Below are 22,074 nucleotides of genomic sequence, written 5' to 3'. Positions count from 1 at the left end.
CATGGAGAGTCGCATGTCGTTTCGTCTTCCTTTGCTGGCCGCAGCCGTGCTCGCGCTGTCGGCCTGCTCGATGTTCTCGCACCGCCACAAGGAAGACGCACCGACCGCGACGGCCGCCCCTGCAGCGCCCGTGCACCAGGCGCTGATGAAGACCATGGTGGGCGATGTGCGTTACGACCTGCCGCAGGCGATTCCTGCGGATGCGGTGCTGATCGTGACGCTGGCTGACGTGAGTCGCCAGGATGTGGCAGCACGTACGGTGGCGGAAGAGCGCATCCAGCCGGTGGGCGCATCGCCGGTGGAATTCATGCTGAGCTATGACCCGGCCGAATTGAAAGACGGCGTGGATTTCGCGATTGGCGTTCGCCTGCAGCAGGGCGACAAGCTGCTCGCCATCAACGACACGCGCACCAGCGTGCTGGGCCGCTCCGGCGAGAATGGTCCCGTGAGCATCACGCTCAAGGCCATGCCGTAACCCTGGCTCGTCATTCCGGCGCAGGCCGGAATCCAGTGGCCGCTGTATCAGGTTTTCGCGAAGCCTTTCAAGAATGTGGGCTATCGCGATAACTCAACGGGTTCGCTACTGGATTCCGGCCTGCGCCGGAATGACGGTGAGGGAGATGGACGCTCGAGGAGATTAGCGGCTAAAACTCAGTCGCTGTCCGCGCACGCTCTGGTCGACGCTGCTGCCATCCCAAACGCGCTGGCCGTTCACAAACGTGGCCGCGATCGAGCTGTTGAAGGTGTAGCCCTCGAACGGCGTCCAGCCGCACTTGGACAGTACTTCCTCGCGGGTCACCGTGTGCGGCTTGTTCGGATCGACCAGCACCAGGTCCGCCGCATAGCCTTCCCGCAGATAGCCGCGCTCCTTCACGTCGAACAAGGTGGCCGGCGCATGCGTCACCGCTTCCACCACACGCTCCAGCGTCAGCTTGCCTTCGAACACACGCTGCAGTGCCGCCTGTAGCGCGTACTGCACCAAGGGCAGGCCGCTCGGCGCCTTGTCGTAGAGCTGGTGCTTCTCTTCCAGCAGGTGCGGCGCATGGTCGGTGGCCAACACGTCGAGACGGCCTTCGGCCAGCGCCTTGATGATGGCCTCGCGGTCGGCCGAGGTCTTGATGGCCGGATTGCACTTGATCAAGAAGCCCAGGCGCTCGTAGTCGCGATCATCGAAATGCAGGAAGTGCACGCAGGTTTCCGCGGTGATGCGCTTGCCCTTGAGCGGGCCCGGCTGGAACAGCGCCAGTTCGTCCGCGGTGGAAATGTGCAGCACGTGCAGGCGGCTGTTGTGCCGCCTGGCCAGTTCGATGGCCAGGCGGGTGGACTTGATGCAGGCCTCGCGCGAACGGATCAGCGGATGTTCCCAGGCGGGAATATCGTCACCGTACTTCGCATGCGCCTTGGCCAGGTTGGCGTCGATCATCGGTGTGTCTTCACAGTGCGTGATGATCGGGGTGGGCGCGTACTTGAAGATGCCGTCCAGCACCTCGGGGTTGTCCACCAGCATGTTGCCGGTAGAGGCGCCCATGAACACCTTGATGCCCGGCGCGGCCAGCGGGTCCAGGCTCTTGATGGCTTCGAGGTTGTCGTTGCTGGCGCCCATGTAGAAGGCGTAGTTCACGGCCGAGTTTTGCGCGCCCAGTGCGTATTTGGCCTCCAGCGTCTCGCGATCGAGCGCAGGCGGCTTGGTGTTGGGCATCTCCATGAAGCTGGTGATGCCGCCGGCGGCGCAGGCGCGCGACTCGTGGGCGATATCGGCCTTCTGGGTCAGGCCCGGTTCGCGAAAGTGGACCTGGTCGTCGATCATGCCGGGAAACAGCCACAGGCCGCTGGCATCGACCACTTTTTCGCCGGGGCGGGCATCCAGATCGCCGGCTATGGCCTCGATGCGGCCTTGCTTCACGCGGACGTCGGCGTGGAAACGGCGGCCTTCATTGACCAATTCGGCGTTCTTGATCAGCCAGTCAGTGGACATGGTTATCTCCTGGGGTGCGGCAACGACGGAAAGTAAAGTGCTCCGGCACGGGATCTTCACCGCCCTCGCACAAAGGTTGACAGCGCAATAGACGCCAGCCGGTAAGTGCGCCACCCTTGAGCGGACCGAAGCGCACAACCGCAATCCGTGCATAATCGGAACAGCTGGGATGGAAGCGGCAGCGCTGACCCAGCAGGGGGCTTAGCCAGCGCTTGTAGAAGCTGAGCAGTAAAAGTATCAGTCGGGTCACGACGGTTTGACGCTGCCGAAACAGCTTGCGGCTTGTAGTGTCGCAAGTATTCCAGAAGCACGGTTGCTGGTGTAAGCCGCATGGGCTATAACACCCGGCCGCCAAGGCTAAAATGGTGAAGGGAAATGGCGAAAACGACGCGTAGTGCTTCAGCCACCAAGCCGCAGAAGGGAAAGCCTGCCGGCAAGGTGAAAGACGCCAAGGCCGGCAAGAAGCCAGCCGCCGGGCGAAGTTCGACACCGGCCAAGGCCGCTGCCGCCAAGAAACCGGCTGCCAAGACAGCGCCGGCGAAGAAGGTGGTCGCCGCCAGCAAGCCTGCCGTCAAGAAGGCGGTCGCCAAGGCTCCGGCCAAGAGCGTCGCCAAGAAGCCCGCCCCCAAGCCAGTAGCCAAGAAGGCGGCTCCGGTCAAAAAGCCGGTCGTCGCCAAGAAAACTGAAAAGCCGGTCGCCAAGAAGGTTGCGGCGCCCGCCAAGAAGCAGCCGCCCAAGTCGGTGACCAAGCCGGTGAAGCCGGCTCCCGCACCGGCCAAGACGGCCAAGCCAGCACCCGCCAAGCCGGCTGCCAGCGCCGCCCCTGCCAAGCAGCCTGCCGCTGCCAGGCAGTCAGCGCTGGCTCCGAAGGCGGTTGCAGTGACCCACAAGGAGCCGAGCAAGCCGGCGACGTCGCCCTTCTCGGGCAAAGTGGCCAGCGCAACCGCTCGTCATACCCCTATCAAAACTCAGAAAGCCCAGCAGTCCTCGATGAATAAAACCGCAACTCTCGACAATGGCATCACCCGCGAAGACGGTCGCTATGCGCTGCCTTCCACGACCCTGATCGACCTGCCCAAGGGTTATCGCCCCTCGAACAACGACAACGAGGAGTACATGAGCCCCAAGCACCTCGCGTACTTCCGCAACAAGTTGCGCGAATGGCGTGAGCAGCTCGTGGAAGAGTCGCGTCAGACGATGGAAAACCTGCGTGACGAGGTGCGTGACGTGGGCGACGAGGCCGAGCGTGCCACCCGCGAGACCGAAAACTCGCTGGAACTGCGCACGCGCGACCGCTACCGCAAGCTGATCTCCAAGATCGACAAGGCGCTGCGCCGTATCGAAGAAGGTCGATACGGCTACTGCGAGGAAACCGACGAAGAGATCGGCCTGGAGCGCCTCGACGCCCGCCCGATCGCCACCCTGTCGCTGGACGCGCAGGAACGCCGCGAACATCTGCAGAAGCAGATGGGCGACTGAGGTCGCGCGCTCGACGTTGATGTCATAGACAAAGCCCCGCTTCGTGCGGGGCTTTGTTGTTTGGCCACAGGCCGGCCAGTGTCGGCTGTGCCTTGGTGCGCGCCGTGGTGGCTACTTGTTGTCGCCCAGACTGGCCGCCGCGTACGCCTTGATCTTGGCCAGCATCGCGGCGAGGCCGTTGGAGCGCGTGGGCGAAAGATGCTTGGCCAGGCCGATCGCTTCGATATAGCGCGGTTCGGTGGCGACGATGTCGCGCGCGGAGCGGTCCGAATACACGCGCAGCACCAGGGCGATCAGGCCCGACACGATGGCCGAATCGCTGGTGGCCTGGAAATGCAGGTTGTTCGCATCGCCGCTGGGGACCAGCCACACCATGGACTGGCAGCCGTGCACACGGTATTCCTCGATTTTCAGCGCTTCGGGGAAGGCGGGGAGTTGTTTGCCCAGGTCGATCAGGTATTGGTAGCGCTCGGTCCAATCACTGAAGAAGGCAAATTCGTCGACGATTTCTTGTTGCGCTTGTTGGGCGCTGGAGGGGGCGAGGGCACTCATGGGGGGATTATCGCGCGTTTGGGGGTTTCTCGGTGTTTTGGGCCTGATTCGTCGTCCCGGCGCAGGCCGCGACCCAGTAGCGATATCGCCCGGTTGTCGCCTCGAGGCCAGCGTGCCGCCTACGCGGCGGGCGTTTCGATCGGCTGCCGCCGACCGAGTCACTTTTCTTTTGCTGGCCCAAAAGAAAAGTAACCCAAAGAAAATGGCCGAATAACGCCGGCAGCATCGTGTTGGGATAAGCCCGAACGCTTGAGGCGCGTCGTTGTGGGACAACCTCCGAGGGTACACAGCGGGTACTGCCAAGCGCTGCGCAACGCGCCCGAATCGCTGAGGACTTAAAGCGGGGCCTCGCTTCGCTTTGGCTTGGGCTCGCACGTGCCGCACTTGGTGCCGCGCCTAGCGCTTGTCTGTGGGAGCGCACCCTGTGCGCGACAGCCACGCTGCGGTGTGCCGCTCCGTAGGTTTGTCGCGCACAGGGTGCCCTCCCACAAAGAAGCCGACCGGCAAGATTGATCCGCCATCCACGAACCTGCGCCCTCCCTTGTAGGAGCGCACTTGTGCGCGACCGCAGCGCTGGGGTTTACCGCTCCGCCGGGTGTTCGCGAGGGGGGTTCTAGGAGAGGCTTTGAGGAAAGAGCGAAGGATTGGCACTTCACCTCACCCCTTCACCACACTCCACCGCGTCCCCTGCGCACCATCTTCAATGGCCACGCCCATTGCCGTGAGCTCTTCGCGAATAGCGTCGGCGCGCTTGAAATCCTTGCTGGCGCGCGCAGTGCGGCGTTCTTCCAGCAGGGCTTCGACGCGTGATGCATCCACTTCGGTGGCGCCGCTGGTCTGCTTGAACCACGCCTCGGGATCCTGCTGCAGCAGGCCGAGTACGGCGCCTGCGCCGAGCAGGGCGGCCTTGGCGTCGCGGCGTTCTTCGGCGCTGCCAGCCTGGCGCGCGGCATCAGCGAGCTGGGACAGCTCAGCGAGCGCCTGCGGAGTGTTGAGGTCGTCGCACAGGGCGGCTTCCACCGTGGCAGGAATGGGAAGGGCGCTAGTGTCCACTTCCACATCGACCAGGTCGCGCAACACGCGGTACCAGCCATCCAGGGTACTGATGGCCTGGGCGATGGCGGTGTCGGACCAGTCCAGCGGCTGGCGGTAGTGGCCGCGCAGGAGCAGCAGGCGCAGGGCTTCGGGCGCGTGTTCCTTGAGCAGTTCGTGCACCAGCATCACATTGCCCAGCGACTTGGACATCTTGCGGCCGCTGAAGGTGAGCATGCCGTTGTGCAGCCAGTAGCGTGCGAACACCTTGCCGCCGTGGGCGCAGGTGCTCTGGGCGATCTCGTTCTCGTGATGCGGGAATTGCAGGTCGACGCCGCCGGCATGGATGTCAATGGTGTCGCCCAGGTGGGCTTCGCTCATCGCCGAGCACTCGATGTGCCAGCCCGGGCGGCCGCGGCCCCAGGGGCTGTCCCAGCCGGGCAGGTCGGGGGTGGAGGGCTTCCACAGCACGAAGTCGCCGGGATTTTGCTTGTACGGGGCGATCTCGACGCGGGCGCCGGCCAGCAATTCTTCCGGATCGCGGCCCGACAGCTCGCCATACTTGGCATACGAATCCACCGAGAACAGCACGTGCCCTTCGGCGGCATAAGCATGCCCGCTGGCGATCAGGCGCTCGATCATCGCGATCATCTGCGGCATGTGAGCGGTGGCGTGCGGCTCCACGTCCGGCGGCGCAATGCCCAGCGCCGCCATGTCCTCCCGATAGGCCTGGGCGTAGCGGGTGGTGATGCTTTCGATGCCCACGCCCAGTTGTTGGGCGGCGGTGTTGATCTTGTCGTCGACGTCGGTGATGTTGCGGGCGTAGACCACCTTCGGATAATGGCGCCGCAGCAGCTTCACCAGCACGTCGAACACCACCGGCCCACGCGCGTTGCCGATGTGCACGTAGTTGTAGACGGTCGGTCCGCACAGATACATGGTGACCCGTTCCGGGTCGAGCGGGGTGAACGTTTCTACGCGGCGCGTCAGGCTGTTGTGGAGCGAAATCGGCATCGGTCGGGTGGTCCGGACGGTGGGAGCAGGCGCCAGGCGGGCGCAAGCCGGTCGCGCATCTTAACAAGCCGCAGGGGCCTCCGCTGGGGATAGGGACTGCTCTGGCAGCGGTAGGCCGGACAGGGGCAGGCAGCGTAAGAAAAGCTCTAAGCGTCGATTCAGCGTGAATTTGCTGCAATGGATGCTATGAGGTGCAGAGATGCGCCCGAATTGCTTCCTGCGGAGGTCGTAATGACCAAGTGGTTGTTCCCTGCGCTCGTGCTGTCCGTAATGACCACTGGCGTATTTGCGCAGGATGCGCGCTATCAGAATCAAAATGACGACAACACCCATTACGGTTGGGCGGATGTGCTGCGCGTCGATCCCGTGTATGGCGTGGCCCGTACCGAAGTGCCGCGCCAGGAATGCTATGACCAGCAGGTAGTCCGCCAGGCGCCCAGCCAGGGCTCGGCGGCGGGCACCATCCTGGGTGCCGTGGTCGGTGGCGTGCTGGGCAGCACGGTGGGTCACGGCAATGGCCGCACGGCGGCGACGGTGGCCGGTGCGGTCGCCGGCGGCGCGGTGGGCAACAGCGCCACCCAGTCCGGCGGTGGCGAGTACGAGTCCACCGAAACCCATTGCCGCCAGGTGGCGGCGGTGAGCGAGCAGCGCCGCATCATGGGCTACGACGTGGAATATCGTTATCGGGGCGAGGTGTACCTGTCCCGGCTCAATTACGACCCCGGCGAGCGCCTGCGCGTGCGGGTAAGCGTTTCTCCCGCCGACTGAGATCCCCGTCTATCGCCGCCTCCGGGCGGCGATTTGGTGTCGGGTGCCGCGATCAGGGGCATTCGTTGTTGCATGGCAGCGGAAATCCCGTCATCATCACGATTCAACCTCCCGGAACACCCATGTCCGCAGCCGTCTATACCGCCACTGTCCTCACTAGCGCCCGCATGGCCGCTGGGATGACGTCGCGTGCTCGCCGACCGCTGCGCCGCTTTATGGCCGGGTAGGCTGTCGCACGCGTTTCACGTGTATCGACGATAAAACCCGGCTAGCAGCCGGGTTTTTTTGTTTCCGGATTCCGACGATTGGACAAAGGCAACTTCCTCATGACGCTTCGCCACTTTCTGACCACCCAGGATTACAGTCGCGCCGAGATCGACGCGTTGCTCGAGCAGGCCGCAGCGTTCAAACGCTCGCCGCGCGGACAGCAGCTGGCCGGCAAGTCGGTGGCGCTGATGTTCTTCAATCCCTCGATGCGCACGCGTACGAGTTTTGAGCTCGGCGCCTTCCATATGGGTGGCCATGCGATCGTGCTGGCGCCGGGCAAGGACGCGTGGCCGATCGAGTTCGAGGTGGGCACGGTGATGGATGGCGACACCGAAGAGCACATCGCCGAAGTGGCCCGCGTGCTGTCGCGTTACGTCGATTTGATCGCCGTACGCGCCTTCCCGAAATTCCAGGACTGGGCGGTGGATCGCCAGGACAACGTGATCAAGGCGTTCGCCAAGTACGCCACGGTGCCGGTGATCAACATGGAAACCATCACCCACCCGTGCCAGGAGCTCGCCCACGCGCTGGCGATGAAGGAACACCTGGGCAGCCTGCAGAACAAGAAGTACGTGCTCACCTGGACCTACCACCCCAAGCCGCTCAACACGGCGGTGGCCAATTCCGCGCTGCTGATCGCCACCAAGATGGGCATGGACGTGACCTTGCTGTGCCCCACGCCAGACTACGTGCTCGATGAGCGCTATATGGAATTCGGCTATCAGAACGCCAGGGAAAACGGCGGTTCGCTGAAGGTGAGCCACAACATCGAAGAAGCCTATAGCGGTGCCGACGTGGTGTACGCCAAGAGCTGGGGCGCGCTACCGTTCTTCGGCCGCTGGGAGCAGGAAAAGCCGATCCGCGATGCACACAAGCACTTCATCGTGGACGAGCAGAAGATGGCCTTGACCAACAACGGTCTCTTCAGCCATTGCCTGCCGTTGCGCCGCAATATCAAGGCCACCGACGCTGTGATGGATTCGCCCGCGTGCATCGCCATCGATGAAGCCGAAAACCGCCTGCACGTGCAGAAGGCGGTGATGGCTTCGTTGATCGGCCAGGCCTGAGCATGTACCAGCCCGCGCACTTCAAGCAGACGGACAGCGAGGCGCTGCACGCGCTGATGCGTGCGTACCCGTTCGCCACCGTGGTGGTGCAGGGCGACGACGGCCTCGCAGCGAATCATCTGCCGATTGAACTGGTGGATGGAAAATTGCACGGCCATGTCGCGCGCGGCAATGAACTGGCGCGCTTGGACGGGGCCGAAGTGCTGGTGATCTTTCGCGGTCCGGACGGCTATATCAGTCCCAATTGGTATCCGAGCAAGCAGGAAACCCATCGCGAAGTGCCCACCTGGAACTACGCCGTGGTGCATGTGCATGGTCATCTGCGTGTGATCGAGGACGCCACCTGGCTGCGCCAGTTGCTGGAGCGTCTGACCGATCGTCACGAGGCCGGTCTTCCGGCGCCCTGGCACGTCTCCGACGCGCCGGAAGATCACATCGAGAAGATGCTGCGCGCCATCTCCGGGCTGGAAATTTCCGTCGAGCGCATCGAAGGCAAGTTCAAGTTGAACCAGAACCACCCGGCGGCGAATCGCGCCGGTGTGGTGGCTGGCCTCGGGCAACGCGCTGGTCGCGGCGATGCGGAGCTGGCCGATCTCATGTCCAAGCAAGAAGAGGGAAGGTCGTGAGCCACACGCATCAGCATCACTACAAGGTCGACGTGACCTGGACTGGCAATCAGGGCACCGGCACCAAGACTTACCAGGGCTATGGTCGCGATCACGAGATTCGCATCGAGGGCAAGCCGACCATCGAGGGCTCGTCCGATCCGATGTTTCGCGGCGATGCCAGCAAGGTCAACCCGGAAGACATGCTGGTGACGGCACTGTCTACCTGTCACATGCTGTCCTACCTGCATCAGGCGGTGTTGGCAGGCGTAGTGGTGACGGCATACACCGATAGCGCCGAAGGCACGATGGAGACCGACACGCATGGCGGTCACTTCACCGAAGTGGTGTTGCATCCGGTGGTCACCATCACCGCCGACAGCGATCCGGCCAAGGCCGAGGCCGCGCACGACGCTGCGCACCACGGCTGCTTTATCGCCAATTCCGTGAATTTTCCGGTGCGCGTGGAACCGCGCATCGTGGTTGAATCAAAGTAATCCATTATCCGTTTAGCCTTCCATCTCAGGATTCGCAAGTCATGAGCAAAGACATCGTTCTCGCCTTCTCCGGTGGCCTCGACACCAGCTTCTGCGTGCCTTACCTCAAGGAGCGCGGCTGGGCCGTGCATACCGTGTTCGCCGATACCGGCGGCGTGGATGCCGAGGAGCGCGCCTATATCGAACAGCGCGCCAAGGAACTGGGCGTGGCCAGCCATGTCACCGTCGACGGCGGTCCGGCGATCTGGAACGGTTTCGTCAAGCCGTTCGTGCAGGCGGGCGAGGCCTACCAGGGCCAGTATCCGCTGCTGGTGTCCGACCGCTACCTGATCGTGGACGCTGCCATTGCGCGCGCCAAGGAACTGGGCACCAAGGCGATTGCGCATGGCTGCACCGGCATGGGCAACGATCAGGTCCGCTTCGACCTGGCCGTGAAGGCGCTGGGTGACTACCAGATCGTGGCGCCGATCCGCGAGATCCAGAAGGAACACACCCAGACGCGCGCCTATGAGCAGGCCTATCTGGAGGAGCGCGGCTTCGAAGTGCGCGCCAAGCAGAAGAGCTACACCATCAACGAGAACCTGCTGGGCGTGACGCTGTCCGGCGGCGAGATCGACCATTGGAAGACGCCGGGCGAAGGCGCCCGTGGCTGGTGCAAGCCGCGCGCCGAATGGCCGTCTGAAAAGCTCACCGTCACCCTTGGTTTCGAAAAGGGTGAGGCGGTGTCGCTCAATGGCCAGAAACTGCCGGGCGACAAGCTGCTGGCCAAGCTCAACGAGCTGTTCGCGCCCTACGGCGTGGGCCGCGGCATGTACACCGGCGACACCACCATCGGCCTGAAGGGTCGCATCGTGTATGAAGCGCCGGGCCTGATCTCGCTGCTCGCCGCGCACCGCGCACTGGAAGAAGCCGTGCTGACCAAGCAGCAGAACCGCTTCAAGCCGGAAGTGGCGCGCAAGTGGGTGGAAGTGGTGTACGAAGGCTTCTTCCACGATCCGATCAAGACCGATCTGGAGGCGTTCCTTTCGTCCAGCCAGAGCCAGGTCAACGGTGAAGTGGTGCTGGAAACTTCCGGCGCTCAGGTGACGGCGGTGGAAGTGCGCTCGCCGCACATCCTCAACGCCAAGGGCGCCACCTATGCGCAGTCTGCGGATTGGGGTGTGGAGGAAGCCGAAGGCTTCATCAAGCTGTTCGGCATGAGCAGCACGCTGTGGGCTGAAATCAACCGTAGCTGATCGTGCGACGCGTCGTCCCGGCATGTGCCGGGGCGACGGTTTCGTCGTGACATTCCAGACACCACCAGACGGATCGCATGAGCGCACTACTGGACGACACTCTTCGACATCTACGCGCGCTGGTCGGCTACGACACGCGCAACCCGCCGCGCGAGATCGGCACGGGCGGCATTTTCGATTATCTGCGGGAAAACCTGCCGGGCTTCGACGTATCCGTGACTGACTACGGCGCTGGCGCCGTCACGCTTTACGCCGTGCGCGGCAAGCCGAAGGTGCTGTTCAACGTGCACCTCGATACCGTGCCCGATTCGCCGCACTGGACGGCGAGCCCGCATGAGCTGCGCTTGACTGAAGACCGGGCGATCGGGCTGGGTGCTTGCGATATCAAGGGCGCTGCTGCTGCGCTCGTTGCGGTCGCGAACGTCACCCGCGGCGATATGGCCTTGCTGTTGTCCACCGATGAAGAAGCGAACGACCCGCGTTGCATCGCCGGCTTCCTCAAGGACAAGCCGGCTTACGACGCCATCATCGTGGCCGAGCCGACCAAGGGCGAAGCCGTGCTCGCGCATCGTGGCATCCATTCGGTGCAAATGCGCTTCAAGGGCAGTGCCGGTCACGCCTCGGGCGAGCAGAAGCCCAGCGACAGCGCGGTGCACCAGGCGGTGCGCTGGGGTGCTGCTGCGCTCGACTACGTGGAAAAGCAGGCGCACGAGCGCTTTGGCGGCCTCACGGGTCTGCGCTTCAACATCGGTCGCGTCGACGGCGGCATCAAGGCCAACATGATTGCGCCGTCCGCCGATGTGCGTTTCGGCTTCCGTCCGTTGCCGACCATGGCGCCTGACCAGCTGCTGGAGACCTTCCGCACGCTGGTGGAGCCGCAGCCGGTGGAGTTCCAGGAACTGTTTCGCGGCGACTCGTTGCCTGCAGGCGACACGGCCACGGCCGAAGCACGCCGCCTGGCCGCACGCGATCTGGCCGATGAGCTGAATATCCCGATCGGCAATGCCGTGGACTTCTGGACCGAAGCGGCGCTGTTCTCCGCGGCCGGCTACATCAGCTTTGTGTACGGCCCAGGGGACATCGCCCAGGCGCATACCGCTGACGAGTGGGTCGCGCTGGATCAATTGCAGCATTACGCCGACACCATTTACCGCATCATCGATAAGAGCTAAGACCGAAGTGGAAGCCCACAAGCACACAAGGAAAACCATCGTTCGCCTGCTTTCGAGCATGGGTAGCGCGAAGGAGATCCAGCAATACCTCAAGCGTTTCTCGCAGTTGGACGCCAAGCGCTTCGCCGTGGTGAAGGTTGGCGGCGCGGTGCTGCGCGATGATCTGCCCGCGCTTACCTCGTCGCTCACCTTCCTGCAGCAGGTAGGCCTGACGCCGATCGTGCTGCACGGCGCCGGCCCGCAGCTGGACGAAGAGCTGTCGGCCGCGGGCATCGAGAAGCACACCGTGAACGGCTTGCGCGTGACCACGCCCAAGGCCTTGTCCATCGTGCGCAAGGTGTTCCAGGAGCAGAACCTGCGCCTGGTCGAAGCCCTGCAGACCATGGATACGCGCGCCACTTCGGTGCCGTCGGGCGTGTTCACGGCCAGCTATATCGACCGCGATACCTATGGCCTGGTCGGCAAGGTCAGCCAGATCAACCTGGCGCCGATCGAGGCGAGCCTGCGTGCCGGTTCGATTCCGGTGATCGCCAGCCTGGGCGAAACCGAAGAGGGCCAGATCCTCAACGTCAACGCCGACTTTGCCGCCAACGAACTGGTGCGCGTGCTGCAGCCGTACAAGATCGTGTTTCTCACCGGCACGGGCGGTCTGCTGGACGATCAGGGCAAGATCATCGACTCGATCAACCTGAGCACGGAATTCGAGCACCTGATGTCGCAGCCGTGGATCAACGGCGGCATGCGTCTGAAGATCGAACAGATTGCCGACCTGTTGAATGATCTGCCGCTGACCTCGTCGGTGTCGATCACCAAGCCCTCTGAGCTGGCCAAGGAACTGTTCACCCACAAGGGTTCGGGCACCCTGGTCCGCCGCGGCGAAAAGGTGAAGCGTTTCGAGTCGTGGGAAGGTATCGATCTGGGTCGCATGCGCGAGCTGATCGAATCGAGCTTCGGCCGCACCCTGGTGCCCGATTACTTCGAGCGCACTAAGCCTTTCCGTGTCTACGTGAGTGAAAACTATCGCACCGCGATGATACTCACCATGGAAGAGGGTCTGCCGTATCTGGACAAGTTCGCCGTGCTCGACGATGCGCAGGGCGAAGGCCTGGGTCGCGCGGTGTGGCAGGTGATGCGCGAGGAGAATCCGCAGCTGTTCTGGCGCTCGCGTCACGGCAACAGCGTGAACCATTTCTATTACGCCGAATCGGACGGCTGCCTCAAGCAGCCGAGCTGGAAAGTGTTCTGGTACGGCCTCGACGACTTCGACACGATCGCCCGCTGCGTGGCCCATTGCGCGCAGCGCCTGCCGACCCTGGTGGATTGAATCATGAGCACGACTCGACATCGCATTGGCATCGTGGGCGCGCGCGGCCACACCGGCGCCGAACTGATCCGCCTGGTGGCGGCGCATCCGTCGCTGGAGCTGGCCTTCGTTTCTTCGCGCGAGCTGGATGGCCAGCGCGTGGCCGATCATGTGGACGGCTACACCGGCGAGTTGCGCTACACCAACCTCGATGCCGAGGCCGTGGCGGCGCAGCAGGCGGACGTGGTGGTGCTCGCCTTGCCCAACGGCAAGGCGGCGCCTTATGTCGAGGCGATCGACAAGGCCAAGCCGGATACGCTGATCGTCGACCTCTCGGCCGACTATCGTTTCAACGAGAAGTGGTACTACGGTCTGCCCGAACTCACCCGCCAGTTGTGGCGTGGCGAGAAGCGCATCAGCAATCCGGGCTGCTATGCCACCGCCATCCAGCTTTCCATTGCGCCGTTGAAAGACCTGCTCGCCGCGCCGCCAGTGAGTTTCGGTGTGTCCGGCTACTCCGGCGCGGGCACCACGCCCTCGGACAAGAACAATCCGGAAAAACTGCGCGACAACCTGATGCCGTACTCGCTTACCGGCCATATGCACGAGAAGGAGGCGAGCCGCCATCTCAATGTGCCGGTGGAATTCATGCCGCATGTGGCGCCGCACTTCCGTGGCCTGACGGTCACCACCAACCTCTACCTGGCGCGTCCCGTGGCACGTGAGGACATCGTCAAGCGCTTCAACGGCGCCTATGAGGGCGAGAAGCTGGTGCATGTGGTGGATGAGGCGCCCTGGGTCAGCCAGATCGCCAACAAACATCACGTCGATATCGGCGGTTTCGCGGTGTCCAACGACGGCAAGCGCGTGGTGGTGGTGGCGACGCTGGACAACCTGTTGAAAGGTGCGGCGACGCAGGCCATGCAGAACATCAATCGCGCCATTGGCGTGGACGAGTACACCGCGATTCCGACCACTTGATCGTCATTCCGGCTTGCTCCGGACGTGCAAAAGATAGCGTCACACAACGATTGCAGGATTCCCCGATGACCCAACCCCTCTGGCAAAAATCCAACATCAAGATCGACGCCCGCATCATGGCGTTTCTTGCCGGCGACGACGTGCTGCTGGACCGCGAGTTTTTCCTGCACGACATCACTGCCAGCAAGGCGCATGTCGAAGGTCTGGCCAATATCGGCGTGGTCAGCGCTGACGAAGCTGCCGCGCTCAAGCGTGAGTTGGATGCTCTGGCTGAGGATTTCCGTACCGGGTCGTTCGTGCTGGACGATCGCTATGAGGATGGCCATTCGGCGATCGAGGCACGCCTTACCGAGCGCCTCGGCGATGCCGGCCGCCGCGTACACACCGGCCGCAGCCGCAACGATCAGATCCTGGTCGCCACGCGCCTGTGGCTGAAGGAACAGCTGGCCGCGCTTGAGCAGCATTGCCGCGCCATTGCGCAAGTCTGCCTCGATCGTGCCGCGCAGCCGGCAGTCCCGCTGCCGGGCTATACGCATCTGCAGCGCGCGGTGGTGTCGTCCACCGGCATGTGGTTTGCCGGTTTTGCCGAGGGTTTTATCGACAACGCGCTGCGTGCGAAGCAGACGGCGCTGCTGATCGATGCCAATCCGCTGGGTACCGCCGCGGGCTATGGCGTCAACTTGAAGCTGGATCGCGAACACACCACGCAGGCGCTGGGCTTTGCCCGCATGCAGGTGTCGCCGATCTATGCGCAGCTCTCGCGAGGCAAGTTCGAGATGGCCGTGCTTGAGGCGATTGCCGGTGCGCTGCTGGATGTGCGCCGCATGGCGTGGGACCTGTCGCTGTTCACCACCGCCGAGTTCAACTTCGTCAAGCTGCCGTCCGAATACACCACCGGCAGCTCGATCATGCCGAACAAGCGCAATCCGGATGTCGTCGAGCTGTTGCGCGCCAGCTATGCCAGCGTGGCTGCTGCGCGCACCGAGATCGAGCAGCTGCTCTCGCTGCCGTCGGGCTACCAGCGCGACCTGCAGTTCTCCAAGGGCTCGCTGTTCCATGGCTGCCGTCACGGCCTGGCCGCTTTGGAGCTGGTGCCGGATCTGCTGGCCCGCATGGAGTGGAACGAGCCGGCCATGCGAGCCGCGATCGAGCCGGCCATGTACGCCACCGACGTGGCGATCGAGCAGGCCGCCGCCGGTGTGCCGTTCCGCGACGCCTATCGGGCAGCGGCCGATGCCGCCGCCTCGGCAGGTGCAGGGCGCACGCCCGAGGGCAGCCTGGCCGCTCGCGTGTCGCCCGGTTCCGGCAACGACCTGCGCCTGGACGAATTGCGCGCTAGACTCAGCCATCTGGACGGCTAAACGGTGAGCGGCATGAAGACCGACAGTACGGGAAGTGCCGAACCATGAACGAGGGGCAGCGCACGCAGGTTTCTCCGCAGGCGCTGCCTTCCTGGCGTCGTGCCGTGTTGAAGGTCGGCAGCAATCTGCTCGCAGCCGATGGCGGCGGTCTCACTGCGGCCTATGCCGCAACGCTGGCGGATTTCATCCAGGCGAGCCGCGAGGCGGGCCGTCAGGTGGTGCTGGTGTCGTCCGGCGCGGTGGCGGCGGGGCGGGCGCAGCTGCGGGCGCATGCGCCCAGTGGCGGTGATCTGGCGGCGCGCCAGGCGCTTGCCGCGTTGGGCCAGGCGCCCATGATTGCGTTGTGGCAATCGCTCAGCACGCGTCCGGTGGCCCAGGTGCTGCTGACCCATGACGACCTGCGTAGCCGTCGCCGCTACCTCAATGCCCGCACCACGCTACGCGAGCTGCTGGCGCTCGACGTATTGCCGGTGGTGAACGAGAACGACACGGTCGCAGTCGATGAGTTGAAGCTGGGCGACAACGACAATCTTGCCGCCATCGTTGCCGCCCTGGTCGACGCTGACCTGCTGCTGATTGCTTCCGATATCGATGCGCTTTATACGGCCGATCCGCGCCGCGATCCCGCAGCGTTGCCCGTCCTGAGAGTGGAAGCGCTGACCCCCGAGATCCTGGCCATGGCGGGCGGCAGCGGTAGTGCGGTCGGTACGGGTGGCATGCACACCAAGCTTGAGGCGGCGTCCAAGGCCGGCGCTGCAGGCATCCCCACGGCGCTGTTCAGTGGCCGCAACCCGGTCGCGGTGCAGGCGCTCGCCAACGGTGAACTACACGGTACTTTCTTTGCCGCTGGGCGCAGTCGCATGCAGGCGCGCAAATACTGGCTGCGCCATGCACCCGCGGCCCCGGGAGGCATCCAGGTGGACGCCGGTGCGGTACGTGCTCTTGCCGGTGGGCGAGCGTCCCTTTTGCCGGGCGGAGTGCGTGCTGTGAACGGCGATTTCCATCGGGGTGACTTGGTCGAGATCGTCGACGAGCAGGGGCGTGCGATTGCGCGGGGGCTGAGCCAGTACGGCGCCGGCGAAGTGAAGCGTCTGGCAGGGCGACATAGCCGCGACATCGAAACCGTATTGGGCTACAGCTACGGCGCAGAAATCGTGCATCGTGATGATCTCGCCACCACGGCAGACATCGAGACCACCGGAGATATCGACGCATGAGCGACATCCGTTCGTTGGCGCTGGCCTGCCGCGACGCGGTGCCGGCGTTGGCCATGCTCGATACGCCAACCAAGCGCGCACTGTTGAATGACATGGCGGGTGCGCTTGAGCGCCGCATAGACGAGGTGCTTGGCGCGAATGCGCAGGACATGCAACACGCCGCCGGCAAAGGCCTGCAGGGTGCCATGCTGGATCGCCTGCGGCTCGACCCGGCCCGCGTTGCCGGTATCGCCCAGGCCTTGCGCGACGTGGCGCAGCTGCCCGATCCGGTGGGCGTCGTCACGCGACAGGAGACGCTTGCCAATGGCGTCACTGTGGAGCGCGTGCGCATACCGCTTGGCGTGATCGCGATGATCTACGAAGCGCGTCCCAACGTCACCGCCGATGCTGCGGCGTTGTGCCTGATGGCTGGCAACGCGGTGATCCTGCGCGGCGGTTCCGAAGCCATCCAATCCAATCGCGCCATCGCTGCCGCGTTGCACGAGGCGCTCGGCGCGCACGGCTTGCCGACGGCGGCCGTCACCTTGGTGGAAGATCTCAGCCGCGAGACGATGGTGTCGCTGCTGCAGTTGAGCGATCTGGTCGATCTCGCCATCCCGCGCGGCGGCGAGGGCCTGATCCGCTTCGTGACCGAGCACGCGCGCGTGCCGGTGATCAAGCACTACAAGGGCGTGTGTCACCTGTATGTGGATCGCCTTGCCGATCTGGCGCTGGCTTTGAATCTGCTGATCGATGGCAAGACGTCGCGTCCCGGCGTGTGCAATGCGCTGGAGACGGTGCTGGTGCATCGCGATGTGGCAGACGCCTTCCTGCCTCGGGCTGCAGCTGCTCTGCGCGAACGTGGCGTTGAGTTGCGCGGCGATCAAGCGACCCGCGCGCTGGTGCCCGAAGCGAATCCTGCCGGCGAAGACGATTACGCGGCCGAATTCCTCGACCTGATCATCGCGCTACGCGTCGTGGACAGTCTCGATGAGGCGATCGCGCATATTCACCGCTACGGCTCCGATCACACTGAGGTCATTGCCACCAGCGATGCGTCGACGGCGCAGCGTTTCGTGCAGTCACTGCGTTCGGCGGTGGTGATGGTCAATGCGTCGTCGCGTTTTTCCGATGGCGGGCAGCTGGGGCTGGGGGCGGAGATCGGCATCTCCACCACGCGCCTGCATGCGTACGGGCCGATGGGCGCGGAGTCGCTCACGATCGAGCGATTTGTGGTGCGTGGGGAAGGGCAGGTGCGGCACCCGGAGAGCCGTATCCCTTAAATTGTGGGAGCGCACCCTGTGCGCGACTGGGACTTGAGGCAAGGTCAGTCGCGCACAGGGTGCGCTCCCACAGGGGAGGGGAGAGGGGGCGCTTACTTCGCAGGCTCGATTGGCCGATGGTCGTAACTCACCACGCGCGTCAGCTGCCACCGACCATTCTGGTAGCGCCAGATATGGAAGAACTTGCCCATGCCTTCGCACTTGCCGGACTCAAGTTGGCAGAACTTGTGGGTACCGATCTCGATCGCGCCGTAATCCTTGATCGGATACACCTCGATGCTGCCGACCAGTTCTCGGCGCACCTTGTGGCAGATATTGCGCCGGGTCGCATCGACGATGGCGTCGCGCGAGGTCATCAGCCCACCCTTGTCGTGGTAGAACTCGACGTCATCGCTGAAGTACTCGCCAAAGGTCTTCAGGTCGCAGTGGTTGTAGGCGTCGAAGACCTTGCTGTCGAGCGAAGCGATGGTGCGGGTCAGTTCGTCGCCAGAGGGGATGGCGGCAGGTGTTTGGGCATAGGCCAGGCAGGCGGCCATCGGTAGGGCGATCAGGCCGATCAGACGGACGAGCAGTGCGTTGCGCATGGCCATTCCTTGTCGTGGATGCGGCCATCATGGCTCAACCGACCAGTCCTCGCATCCATGCCTTATGGATGGACGTCCGTCTGCCCTTGGCGTTCAACGCGATTTCGGCCGCCGCGACATCACTGCCTTGAGCTGCTCCAGCAACAGGGCAACGGGGGCTTCCAGGCGGGGTGGCAGGGCGCGGTGAACCAGCCAGGCGATCATGTCCAGCTCGAAGTCGGTGACGGTGACGAGCTTCAATTGACTGCGATAACTGCTCGCGGCCAACAGATCGGGCGTGATGATGCCGATACCTGCGCCACGCGCGACCAGGGATAGCTGCAGATCCGCCCCGAACGCTTCCACACCCACGTTGCACGGCAGTCCGCGTTCTTCCATGGCTCGCCGCAGGGTGGAGCGCATGCCGCAACCGTTCTGGCTCAGCACCCAGGGAAACTCAGCGAGATCCTTGAGCGTGGCGCGCGCACGCAGGCCCAGCGAAGGTGCGGCGACGATGCGCAAGGGTTGGCGATCGAAGGCGTGGGTGGTCATGCTCGCCGGTGGCGGCGTGTGCTCGGACAGCACCACGGCAGCAGCATCCAGCAAGCCTGTTTCCACCTGCTCAACCAGGCCGGGCGACCAAGCCGAATGTATGCGCAGCGCGAGGCCGGGATAGCGCGAGCGGAGCAGGTCGATCGGCGTGGTGAGTGCGCGCTCCGCCAGGAACGGTGGCATGCCCAGCCGCAATTCGCCGGAAGGCTCGGTGTCGGCGCGTGCCAGCGCGAGCAGGTCGGCTTCCGCGTGCAGCAGGTCGCGACCCTTCTGGTAGATCTCGCGTCCCGCCGCGGTCGGGCGCAGGGGCTTGGACTGGCGATCCAGCAACTCGATGCCCAGCAAGGCCTCCAGGCTTTGCACGCGACGCGTCACGCCGGGTTGGGTGAGGTGCAGTTGTGCTGCCGCCTGGACGATGGAGCCGGTGTCCACGACCGCGATAAACGCCCTGACATCCCGCGTGTTCATGCCCGATGATCCTGCCAAGTATGCGAAGTGCGCATGAAAACTATGATGATTATTCACTGTCATCATGATGCCAGGGTATTTAGCATCGCAGGCCTATCGATTGGCAAGGCCCAGACATGCAATACCTCTCCCGACGCCGTATCGATGCCGTGCCCAACGAGGTGCCCTCCGAGCTCACCACGCCCTTGACCCTGCTGTTCGCCTTCGCGGTGGGCGTGATCATCATCAACCTCACGGCGGCGCAGCCCCTGGCTGGCCCGGTGGCGCGCGCGATGCACCTGCGCCCGTCGCTCACCGGCCTGGTCGCGATGCTGCCGCAGCTGGGTTACGCCGTCGGCATGTTGTTCCTCGTGCCCTTGGCGGATCTGTTCGAGAACCGTCGCCTGACCACGATCACGCTGCTGGCCTGCGCGTTGGCGCTGGGCGCTGCGGCGCTGGCGCAGCAGGCGTGGTGGTTGTTGCTGGCCGTGTGCCTGGCCGGGGCCACGTCGTGCGCGATCCAGATCCTGGTCCCGCTGGCCGCAGCGATGGCGAGGCCCGAGCATCGCGGCAGCGCCGTGGGCAACGTAATGAGCGGCGTGATGCTCGGCATTCTGTTGTCGCGTCCGTTCGCCAGCCTGGTGGAAGGCGCGTGGGGCTGGCGTGCGTGCTACGGCTTGCTAGGCGTGTTCGACGGCTTGCTCGCCCTGGCGCTGTGGTTCGCGCTGCCGCGGCGACAGCCGCCGGTGCATACCTCGTATCGCGGGCTGATCGCGTCGCTGTGGACGCTGTGGCGCGATGAACCGGTGTTGCGTCGCTACGCTGTCTCGGCGGCGATCATGATGGCGGCCTTCAGTGCATTCTGGACCGGCATCGCGCTGCGCCTGGTGCAGGCACCGTTTCTACTCGATAGCCGCAGCCTGGCGTGGTTCGCTCTCGCCGGTGTGGCCGGCACGGTGGTGGCACCGTTGGCAGGCAAGGCGGGCGATCGCGGTCATAGCGCGGTGGGCATGCCGATCTCTCACGTCGTGGCGACAGCAGGCTTCGTGCTTGCTGGGATCGCTGGCGCGGGCTGGTTCGGCATGAATGTGATGCAACATCCGTTGTTGGCGCTGGGCCTGCTGGTGCTGGCGGCCATCGTGATCGATGCCGGCGCCATCGGTGATCAGACGCTGGGGCGGCGTGCGATCAACATGCTTGATCCGGCCGCGCGCAGCCGACTCAATGGCTTGTTCGTCGGCGTGTTCTTCATCGGTGGTGGCGGGGGCGCAGTCGTTGCTGGCAGCGCATGGGCTGCGGCGGGATGGACAGGCGTGTGCTGCGTCGCCCTGGTCCTGTGCGTGCTGGCCTTTGCGCTCGACGCGACGACATGGCGCGGCATGCGCCGCGCCGCCTGATCAGCCGCGCTGCGCCCAGCGGCGCGTGGCTTCGACGAACGCCACGCAGTCGGCAAACTGGTTGTACAGCGGCGTCGGCGAAATGCGGATCACATCGGGCTCGCGCCAGTCGCCGATGATGCCGTGCTCCACCAGATCATCGAACAGTGCGCGACCACGGGCGCGGCCACCGAGCACGCGGATGGACAGCTGCGACCCGCGACGCGACGGATCGCTCGGCGTCACCACTTCCAGCACGTCGCTCAACTGGGATTGCACCAGCCATTCCAGATAAGCGGTGAGCCGCAGCGATTTCTCGCGCAGCCTGCCCATGCCGGCGCGGCGGAAGATTTCCAGCGACACGCGCAGCGGCGCCAGCGCGAGGATCGGCGGATTGCTCAGCTGCCAGCCATCGGCGCCATAGGTGGGCACGAACTGCGGACCCATCTGGAAACGCGAGGTTTTGTCGTGTCCCCACCAGCCGGCGAAGCGCGGCAGGGTGGTGCGTGCGTGGCGCTCATGCACGAACGCGCCGCCGACCGCGCCCGGGCCGCTGTTGAGGTATTTGTAGCTGCACCAGATGGCGAAATCCGCGCCGCTGTCGTGCAACTGCAGCGGCAGATTGCCCACGGCATGCGCCAGGTCGAAACCCACCATGCAGCCGTGGCGATTGGCCAGACGCGTGATCGCAGCGAGGTCGAAGGCCTGACCCGTGCGGTACTGCACGCCCGGCAGCATCACCAGCGCAATGCGCGAACCATGTTCGGCCAGCACGCGTTCGATGGCGTCCATCGAGATCACGCCGTTGGCCTCGTCGCCCTGCAGCTCGATCAGCGAGGTGGCCGGATCGTAGCCATGGAAACGCACCTGCGATTCCACCGCATAACGATCGGTGGGAAACGAGCCCGCTTCGATCAGGATGGCGTGCCGCTCCGGCGTGGGCCGATAAAAGCTCACCATCATCAGGTGCAGGTTCACGCCCAGGGTGTTCATCGCCACCACTTCGGACGGCTGCGCACCCACGACGCTGGCGAGGTCGTCGCGCACGAACTCGTGATAATCCATCCACGGCAAGTCGCCGCGAAAGTGGCCTTCCACCGCCTGATCGGCCCAGGAGTCGAGCTCGGCGCTCAGCGCAGGGCGCACGGCACGCGGCTGCAGGCCCAGCGAATTGCCGCAGAAATAGTGGCCGTCGCGGCCCTCGTGCCTGGGTATCAGGAATTCGTCGCGGAAGCCGCGCAGCGGATCGGCGGCATCCTGGGTCTGCGCCCAGGCGAGGGTGGCTTCGAACGGAGCGGACATCGGGAATCTCTTGCTGAAGCGTCGCGCCCAGCGCGGGCACGACGTGG

The 22,074-nt window shown here is 64.4% G+C and carries 21 protein-coding genes; 14 read left to right on the top strand and 7 right to left on the bottom strand.

Annotation, left to right across the window (positions count from 1 at the left end; all coding sequences use genetic code 11):
• Positions 1-13: 13 nt before the first annotated feature.
• Positions 14-475, top strand: coding sequence for a YbaY family lipoprotein (locus tag AB4Y82_RS02655; protein WP_441604312.1), 462 nt, complete (start codon positions 14-16; stop codon positions 473-475).
• 162 nt (positions 476-637) lie between these two features.
• Here the strand turns inward: AB4Y82_RS02655 and AB4Y82_RS02650 are convergent, their stop codons facing one another.
• Positions 638-1,975 carry a dihydroorotase gene (locus AB4Y82_RS02650; RefSeq protein WP_441604311.1) on the bottom strand — a complete coding sequence of 446 codons (1,338 nt, stop codon included), beginning with the start codon at positions 1,973-1,975 and terminating at the stop codon, positions 638-640.
• Positions 1,965-2,225 (bottom strand): membrane protein insertion efficiency factor YidD, encoded by a 261-nt coding sequence (gene yidD / locus AB4Y82_RS02645; RefSeq protein ID WP_441604310.1) that lies wholly within the window; start codon positions 2,223-2,225, stop codon positions 1,965-1,967. The genes AB4Y82_RS02650 and yidD overlap by 11 nt, the downstream gene beginning before the upstream one ends.
• Before the next feature lie 125 nt (positions 2,226-2,350).
• Between yidD and dksA the strand changes: the two genes are divergently transcribed.
• Positions 2,351-3,454: an RNA polymerase-binding protein DksA gene (dksA, locus tag AB4Y82_RS02640; protein WP_441604309.1), complete on the top strand. Its 1,104-nt coding sequence runs from the start codon at positions 2,351-2,353 to the stop codon at positions 3,452-3,454.
• A 111-nt stretch (positions 3,455-3,565) separates the two neighbouring features.
• Here the strand turns inward: dksA and AB4Y82_RS02635 are convergent, their stop codons facing one another.
• Together AB4Y82_RS02635 and cysS are read right to left on the bottom strand one after the other, a co-directional pair.
• Entirely contained in the window at positions 3,566-4,006 is a 441-nt protein-coding gene (locus AB4Y82_RS02635; protein WP_441604308.1) for a SufE family protein, read from the bottom strand.
• Between the two features lie 657 nt (positions 4,007-4,663).
• Positions 4,664-6,052 carry a cysteine--tRNA ligase gene (cysS, locus tag AB4Y82_RS02630; protein ID WP_441604307.1) on the bottom strand — a complete coding sequence of 463 codons (1,389 nt, stop codon included), beginning with the start codon at positions 6,050-6,052 and terminating at the stop codon, positions 4,664-4,666.
• A 231-nt stretch (positions 6,053-6,283) separates the two neighbouring features.
• Between cysS and AB4Y82_RS02625 the strand changes: the two genes are divergently transcribed.
• The 11 genes from AB4Y82_RS02625 to AB4Y82_RS02575 all read left to right on the top strand — a co-directional run bounded on the left by AB4Y82_RS02625 (position 6,284) and on the right by AB4Y82_RS02575 (position 17,787).
• Positions 6,284-6,820: a glycine zipper 2TM domain-containing protein gene (locus tag AB4Y82_RS02625; protein WP_441604306.1), complete on the top strand. Its 537-nt coding sequence runs from the start codon at positions 6,284-6,286 to the stop codon at positions 6,818-6,820.
• 326 nt (positions 6,821-7,146) lie between these two features.
• A complete protein-coding gene (locus AB4Y82_RS02620) occupies positions 7,147-8,154 on the top strand; it encodes an N-acetylornithine carbamoyltransferase (RefSeq protein ID WP_441604305.1) in 1,008 nt (335 codons plus the stop codon).
• 2 nt (positions 8,155-8,156) lie between these two features.
• Positions 8,157-8,780 (top strand): FMN-binding negative transcriptional regulator, encoded by a 624-nt coding sequence (locus tag AB4Y82_RS02615; protein ID WP_441604304.1) that lies wholly within the window; start codon positions 8,157-8,159, stop codon positions 8,778-8,780.
• Entirely contained in the window at positions 8,777-9,256 is a 480-nt protein-coding gene (locus AB4Y82_RS02610) for an OsmC family protein (protein WP_441604303.1), read from the top strand. The genes AB4Y82_RS02615 and AB4Y82_RS02610 overlap by 4 nt, the downstream gene beginning before the upstream one ends.
• A gap of 41 nt (positions 9,257-9,297) precedes the next feature.
• Complete coding sequence (locus AB4Y82_RS02605) at positions 9,298-10,491, top strand: argininosuccinate synthase (protein ID WP_441604302.1); 1,194 nt, start codon at positions 9,298-9,300, stop codon at positions 10,489-10,491.
• A 77-nt stretch (positions 10,492-10,568) separates the two neighbouring features.
• Positions 10,569-11,663 (top strand): acetylornithine deacetylase, encoded by a 1,095-nt coding sequence (locus tag AB4Y82_RS02600; protein ID WP_441604301.1) that lies wholly within the window; start codon positions 10,569-10,571, stop codon positions 11,661-11,663.
• 7 nt (positions 11,664-11,670) lie between these two features.
• The gene (locus tag AB4Y82_RS02595; protein WP_441604300.1) at positions 11,671-12,987 is read left to right on the top strand and encodes an acetylglutamate kinase; all 1,317 of its coding nucleotides are present in this window, start codon (positions 11,671-11,673) and stop codon (positions 12,985-12,987) included.
• 3 nt (positions 12,988-12,990) lie between these two features.
• Positions 12,991-13,947 (top strand): N-acetyl-gamma-glutamyl-phosphate reductase, encoded by a 957-nt coding sequence (gene argC / locus AB4Y82_RS02590; RefSeq protein ID WP_441604299.1) that lies wholly within the window; start codon positions 12,991-12,993, stop codon positions 13,945-13,947.
• Positions 13,948-14,012: 65 nt separating this feature from the next.
• The gene (argH, locus tag AB4Y82_RS02585) at positions 14,013-15,308 is read left to right on the top strand and encodes an argininosuccinate lyase (RefSeq protein ID WP_441604298.1); all 1,296 of its coding nucleotides are present in this window, start codon (positions 14,013-14,015) and stop codon (positions 15,306-15,308) included.
• Positions 15,309-15,352: 44 nt separating this feature from the next.
• Positions 15,353-16,525 carry a glutamate 5-kinase gene (gene proB, locus AB4Y82_RS02580; protein ID WP_441604297.1) on the top strand — a complete coding sequence of 391 codons (1,173 nt, stop codon included), beginning with the start codon at positions 15,353-15,355 and terminating at the stop codon, positions 16,523-16,525.
• Positions 16,522-17,787, top strand: a complete 1,266-nt coding sequence (locus AB4Y82_RS02575) for a glutamate-5-semialdehyde dehydrogenase (RefSeq protein ID WP_441604296.1) — start codon at positions 16,522-16,524, stop codon at positions 17,785-17,787. The genes proB and AB4Y82_RS02575 overlap by 4 nt, the downstream gene beginning before the upstream one ends.
• A gap of 92 nt (positions 17,788-17,879) precedes the next feature.
• On the opposite strand, the gene AB4Y82_RS02570 is transcribed toward AB4Y82_RS02575, so the two are convergent.
• Both AB4Y82_RS02570 and AB4Y82_RS02565 read right to left on the bottom strand, forming a co-directional pair.
• Complete coding sequence (locus AB4Y82_RS02570; RefSeq protein ID WP_441604295.1) at positions 17,880-18,371, bottom strand: nuclear transport factor 2 family protein; 492 nt, start codon at positions 18,369-18,371, stop codon at positions 17,880-17,882.
• 93 nt (positions 18,372-18,464) lie between these two features.
• Entirely contained in the window at positions 18,465-19,370 is a 906-nt protein-coding gene (locus AB4Y82_RS02565) for a LysR family transcriptional regulator (protein WP_441604294.1), read from the bottom strand.
• A 116-nt stretch (positions 19,371-19,486) separates the two neighbouring features.
• On the opposite strand from AB4Y82_RS02565, the gene AB4Y82_RS02560 reads away from it, so the two are divergent.
• On the top strand, positions 19,487-20,746 hold the full coding sequence (locus AB4Y82_RS02560) for an MFS transporter (RefSeq protein WP_441611097.1): 1,260 nt from the start codon (positions 19,487-19,489) through the stop codon (positions 20,744-20,746).
• Here the strand turns inward: AB4Y82_RS02560 and kynU are convergent, their stop codons facing one another.
• Complete coding sequence (kynU, locus tag AB4Y82_RS02555; protein ID WP_441604292.1) at positions 20,747-22,027, bottom strand: kynureninase; 1,281 nt, start codon at positions 22,025-22,027, stop codon at positions 20,747-20,749.
• Positions 22,028-22,074: the final 47 nt, after the last annotated feature.

It is taken from the genome of Dyella sp. 2YAF14 (assembly GCF_052114725.1).
Taxonomy (GTDB): Bacteria; Pseudomonadota; Gammaproteobacteria; order Xanthomonadales; family Rhodanobacteraceae; genus Dyella.
The sequence above is the reverse complement of the archived record's forward strand: the minus strand, read 5'-3'. Positions and strand labels throughout refer to the sequence as shown.

Excerpts from the sequence above, each read along its gene's own strand:
- AB4Y82_RS02655 (WP_441604312.1), top strand. The coding sequence starts at position 14 with ATGTCGTTTCGTCTTCCTTTGCTGGCCGCAGCCGTGCTCGCGCTGTCG.
- AB4Y82_RS02650 (WP_441604311.1), bottom strand. The coding sequence starts at position 1,975 with ATGTCCACTGACTGGCTGATCAAGAACGCCGAATTGGTCAATGAAGGC.
- dksA (WP_441604309.1), top strand. The coding sequence starts at position 2,351 with ATGGCGAAAACGACGCGTAGTGCTTCAGCCACCAAGCCGCAGAAGGGA.
- AB4Y82_RS02635 (WP_441604308.1), bottom strand. The coding sequence starts at position 4,006 with ATGAGTGCCCTCGCCCCCTCCAGCGCCCAACAAGCGCAACAAGAAATC.
- cysS (WP_441604307.1), bottom strand. The coding sequence starts at position 6,052 with ATGCCGATTTCGCTCCACAACAGCCTGACGCGCCGCGTAGAAACGTTC.
- AB4Y82_RS02625 (WP_441604306.1), top strand. The coding sequence starts at position 6,284 with ATGACCAAGTGGTTGTTCCCTGCGCTCGTGCTGTCCGTAATGACCACT.
- AB4Y82_RS02620 (WP_441604305.1), top strand. The coding sequence starts at position 7,147 with ATGACGCTTCGCCACTTTCTGACCACCCAGGATTACAGTCGCGCCGAG.
- AB4Y82_RS02615 (WP_441604304.1), top strand. The coding sequence starts at position 8,157 with ATGTACCAGCCCGCGCACTTCAAGCAGACGGACAGCGAGGCGCTGCAC.
- AB4Y82_RS02605 (WP_441604302.1), top strand. The coding sequence starts at position 9,298 with ATGAGCAAAGACATCGTTCTCGCCTTCTCCGGTGGCCTCGACACCAGC.
- AB4Y82_RS02600 (WP_441604301.1), top strand. The coding sequence starts at position 10,569 with ATGAGCGCACTACTGGACGACACTCTTCGACATCTACGCGCGCTGGTC.
- argC (WP_441604299.1), top strand. The coding sequence starts at position 12,991 with ATGAGCACGACTCGACATCGCATTGGCATCGTGGGCGCGCGCGGCCAC.
- argH (WP_441604298.1), top strand. The coding sequence starts at position 14,013 with ATGACCCAACCCCTCTGGCAAAAATCCAACATCAAGATCGACGCCCGC.
- proB (WP_441604297.1), top strand. The coding sequence starts at position 15,353 with ATGAACGAGGGGCAGCGCACGCAGGTTTCTCCGCAGGCGCTGCCTTCC.
- AB4Y82_RS02575 (WP_441604296.1), top strand. The coding sequence starts at position 16,522 with ATGAGCGACATCCGTTCGTTGGCGCTGGCCTGCCGCGACGCGGTGCCG.
- AB4Y82_RS02570 (WP_441604295.1), bottom strand. The coding sequence starts at position 18,371 with ATGCGCAACGCACTGCTCGTCCGTCTGATCGGCCTGATCGCCCTACCG.
- AB4Y82_RS02565 (WP_441604294.1), bottom strand. The coding sequence starts at position 19,370 with ATGAACACGCGGGATGTCAGGGCGTTTATCGCGGTCGTGGACACCGGC.
- AB4Y82_RS02560 (WP_441611097.1), top strand. The coding sequence starts at position 19,487 with ATGCAATACCTCTCCCGACGCCGTATCGATGCCGTGCCCAACGAGGTG.
- kynU (WP_441604292.1), bottom strand. The coding sequence starts at position 22,027 with ATGTCCGCTCCGTTCGAAGCCACCCTCGCCTGGGCGCAGACCCAGGAT.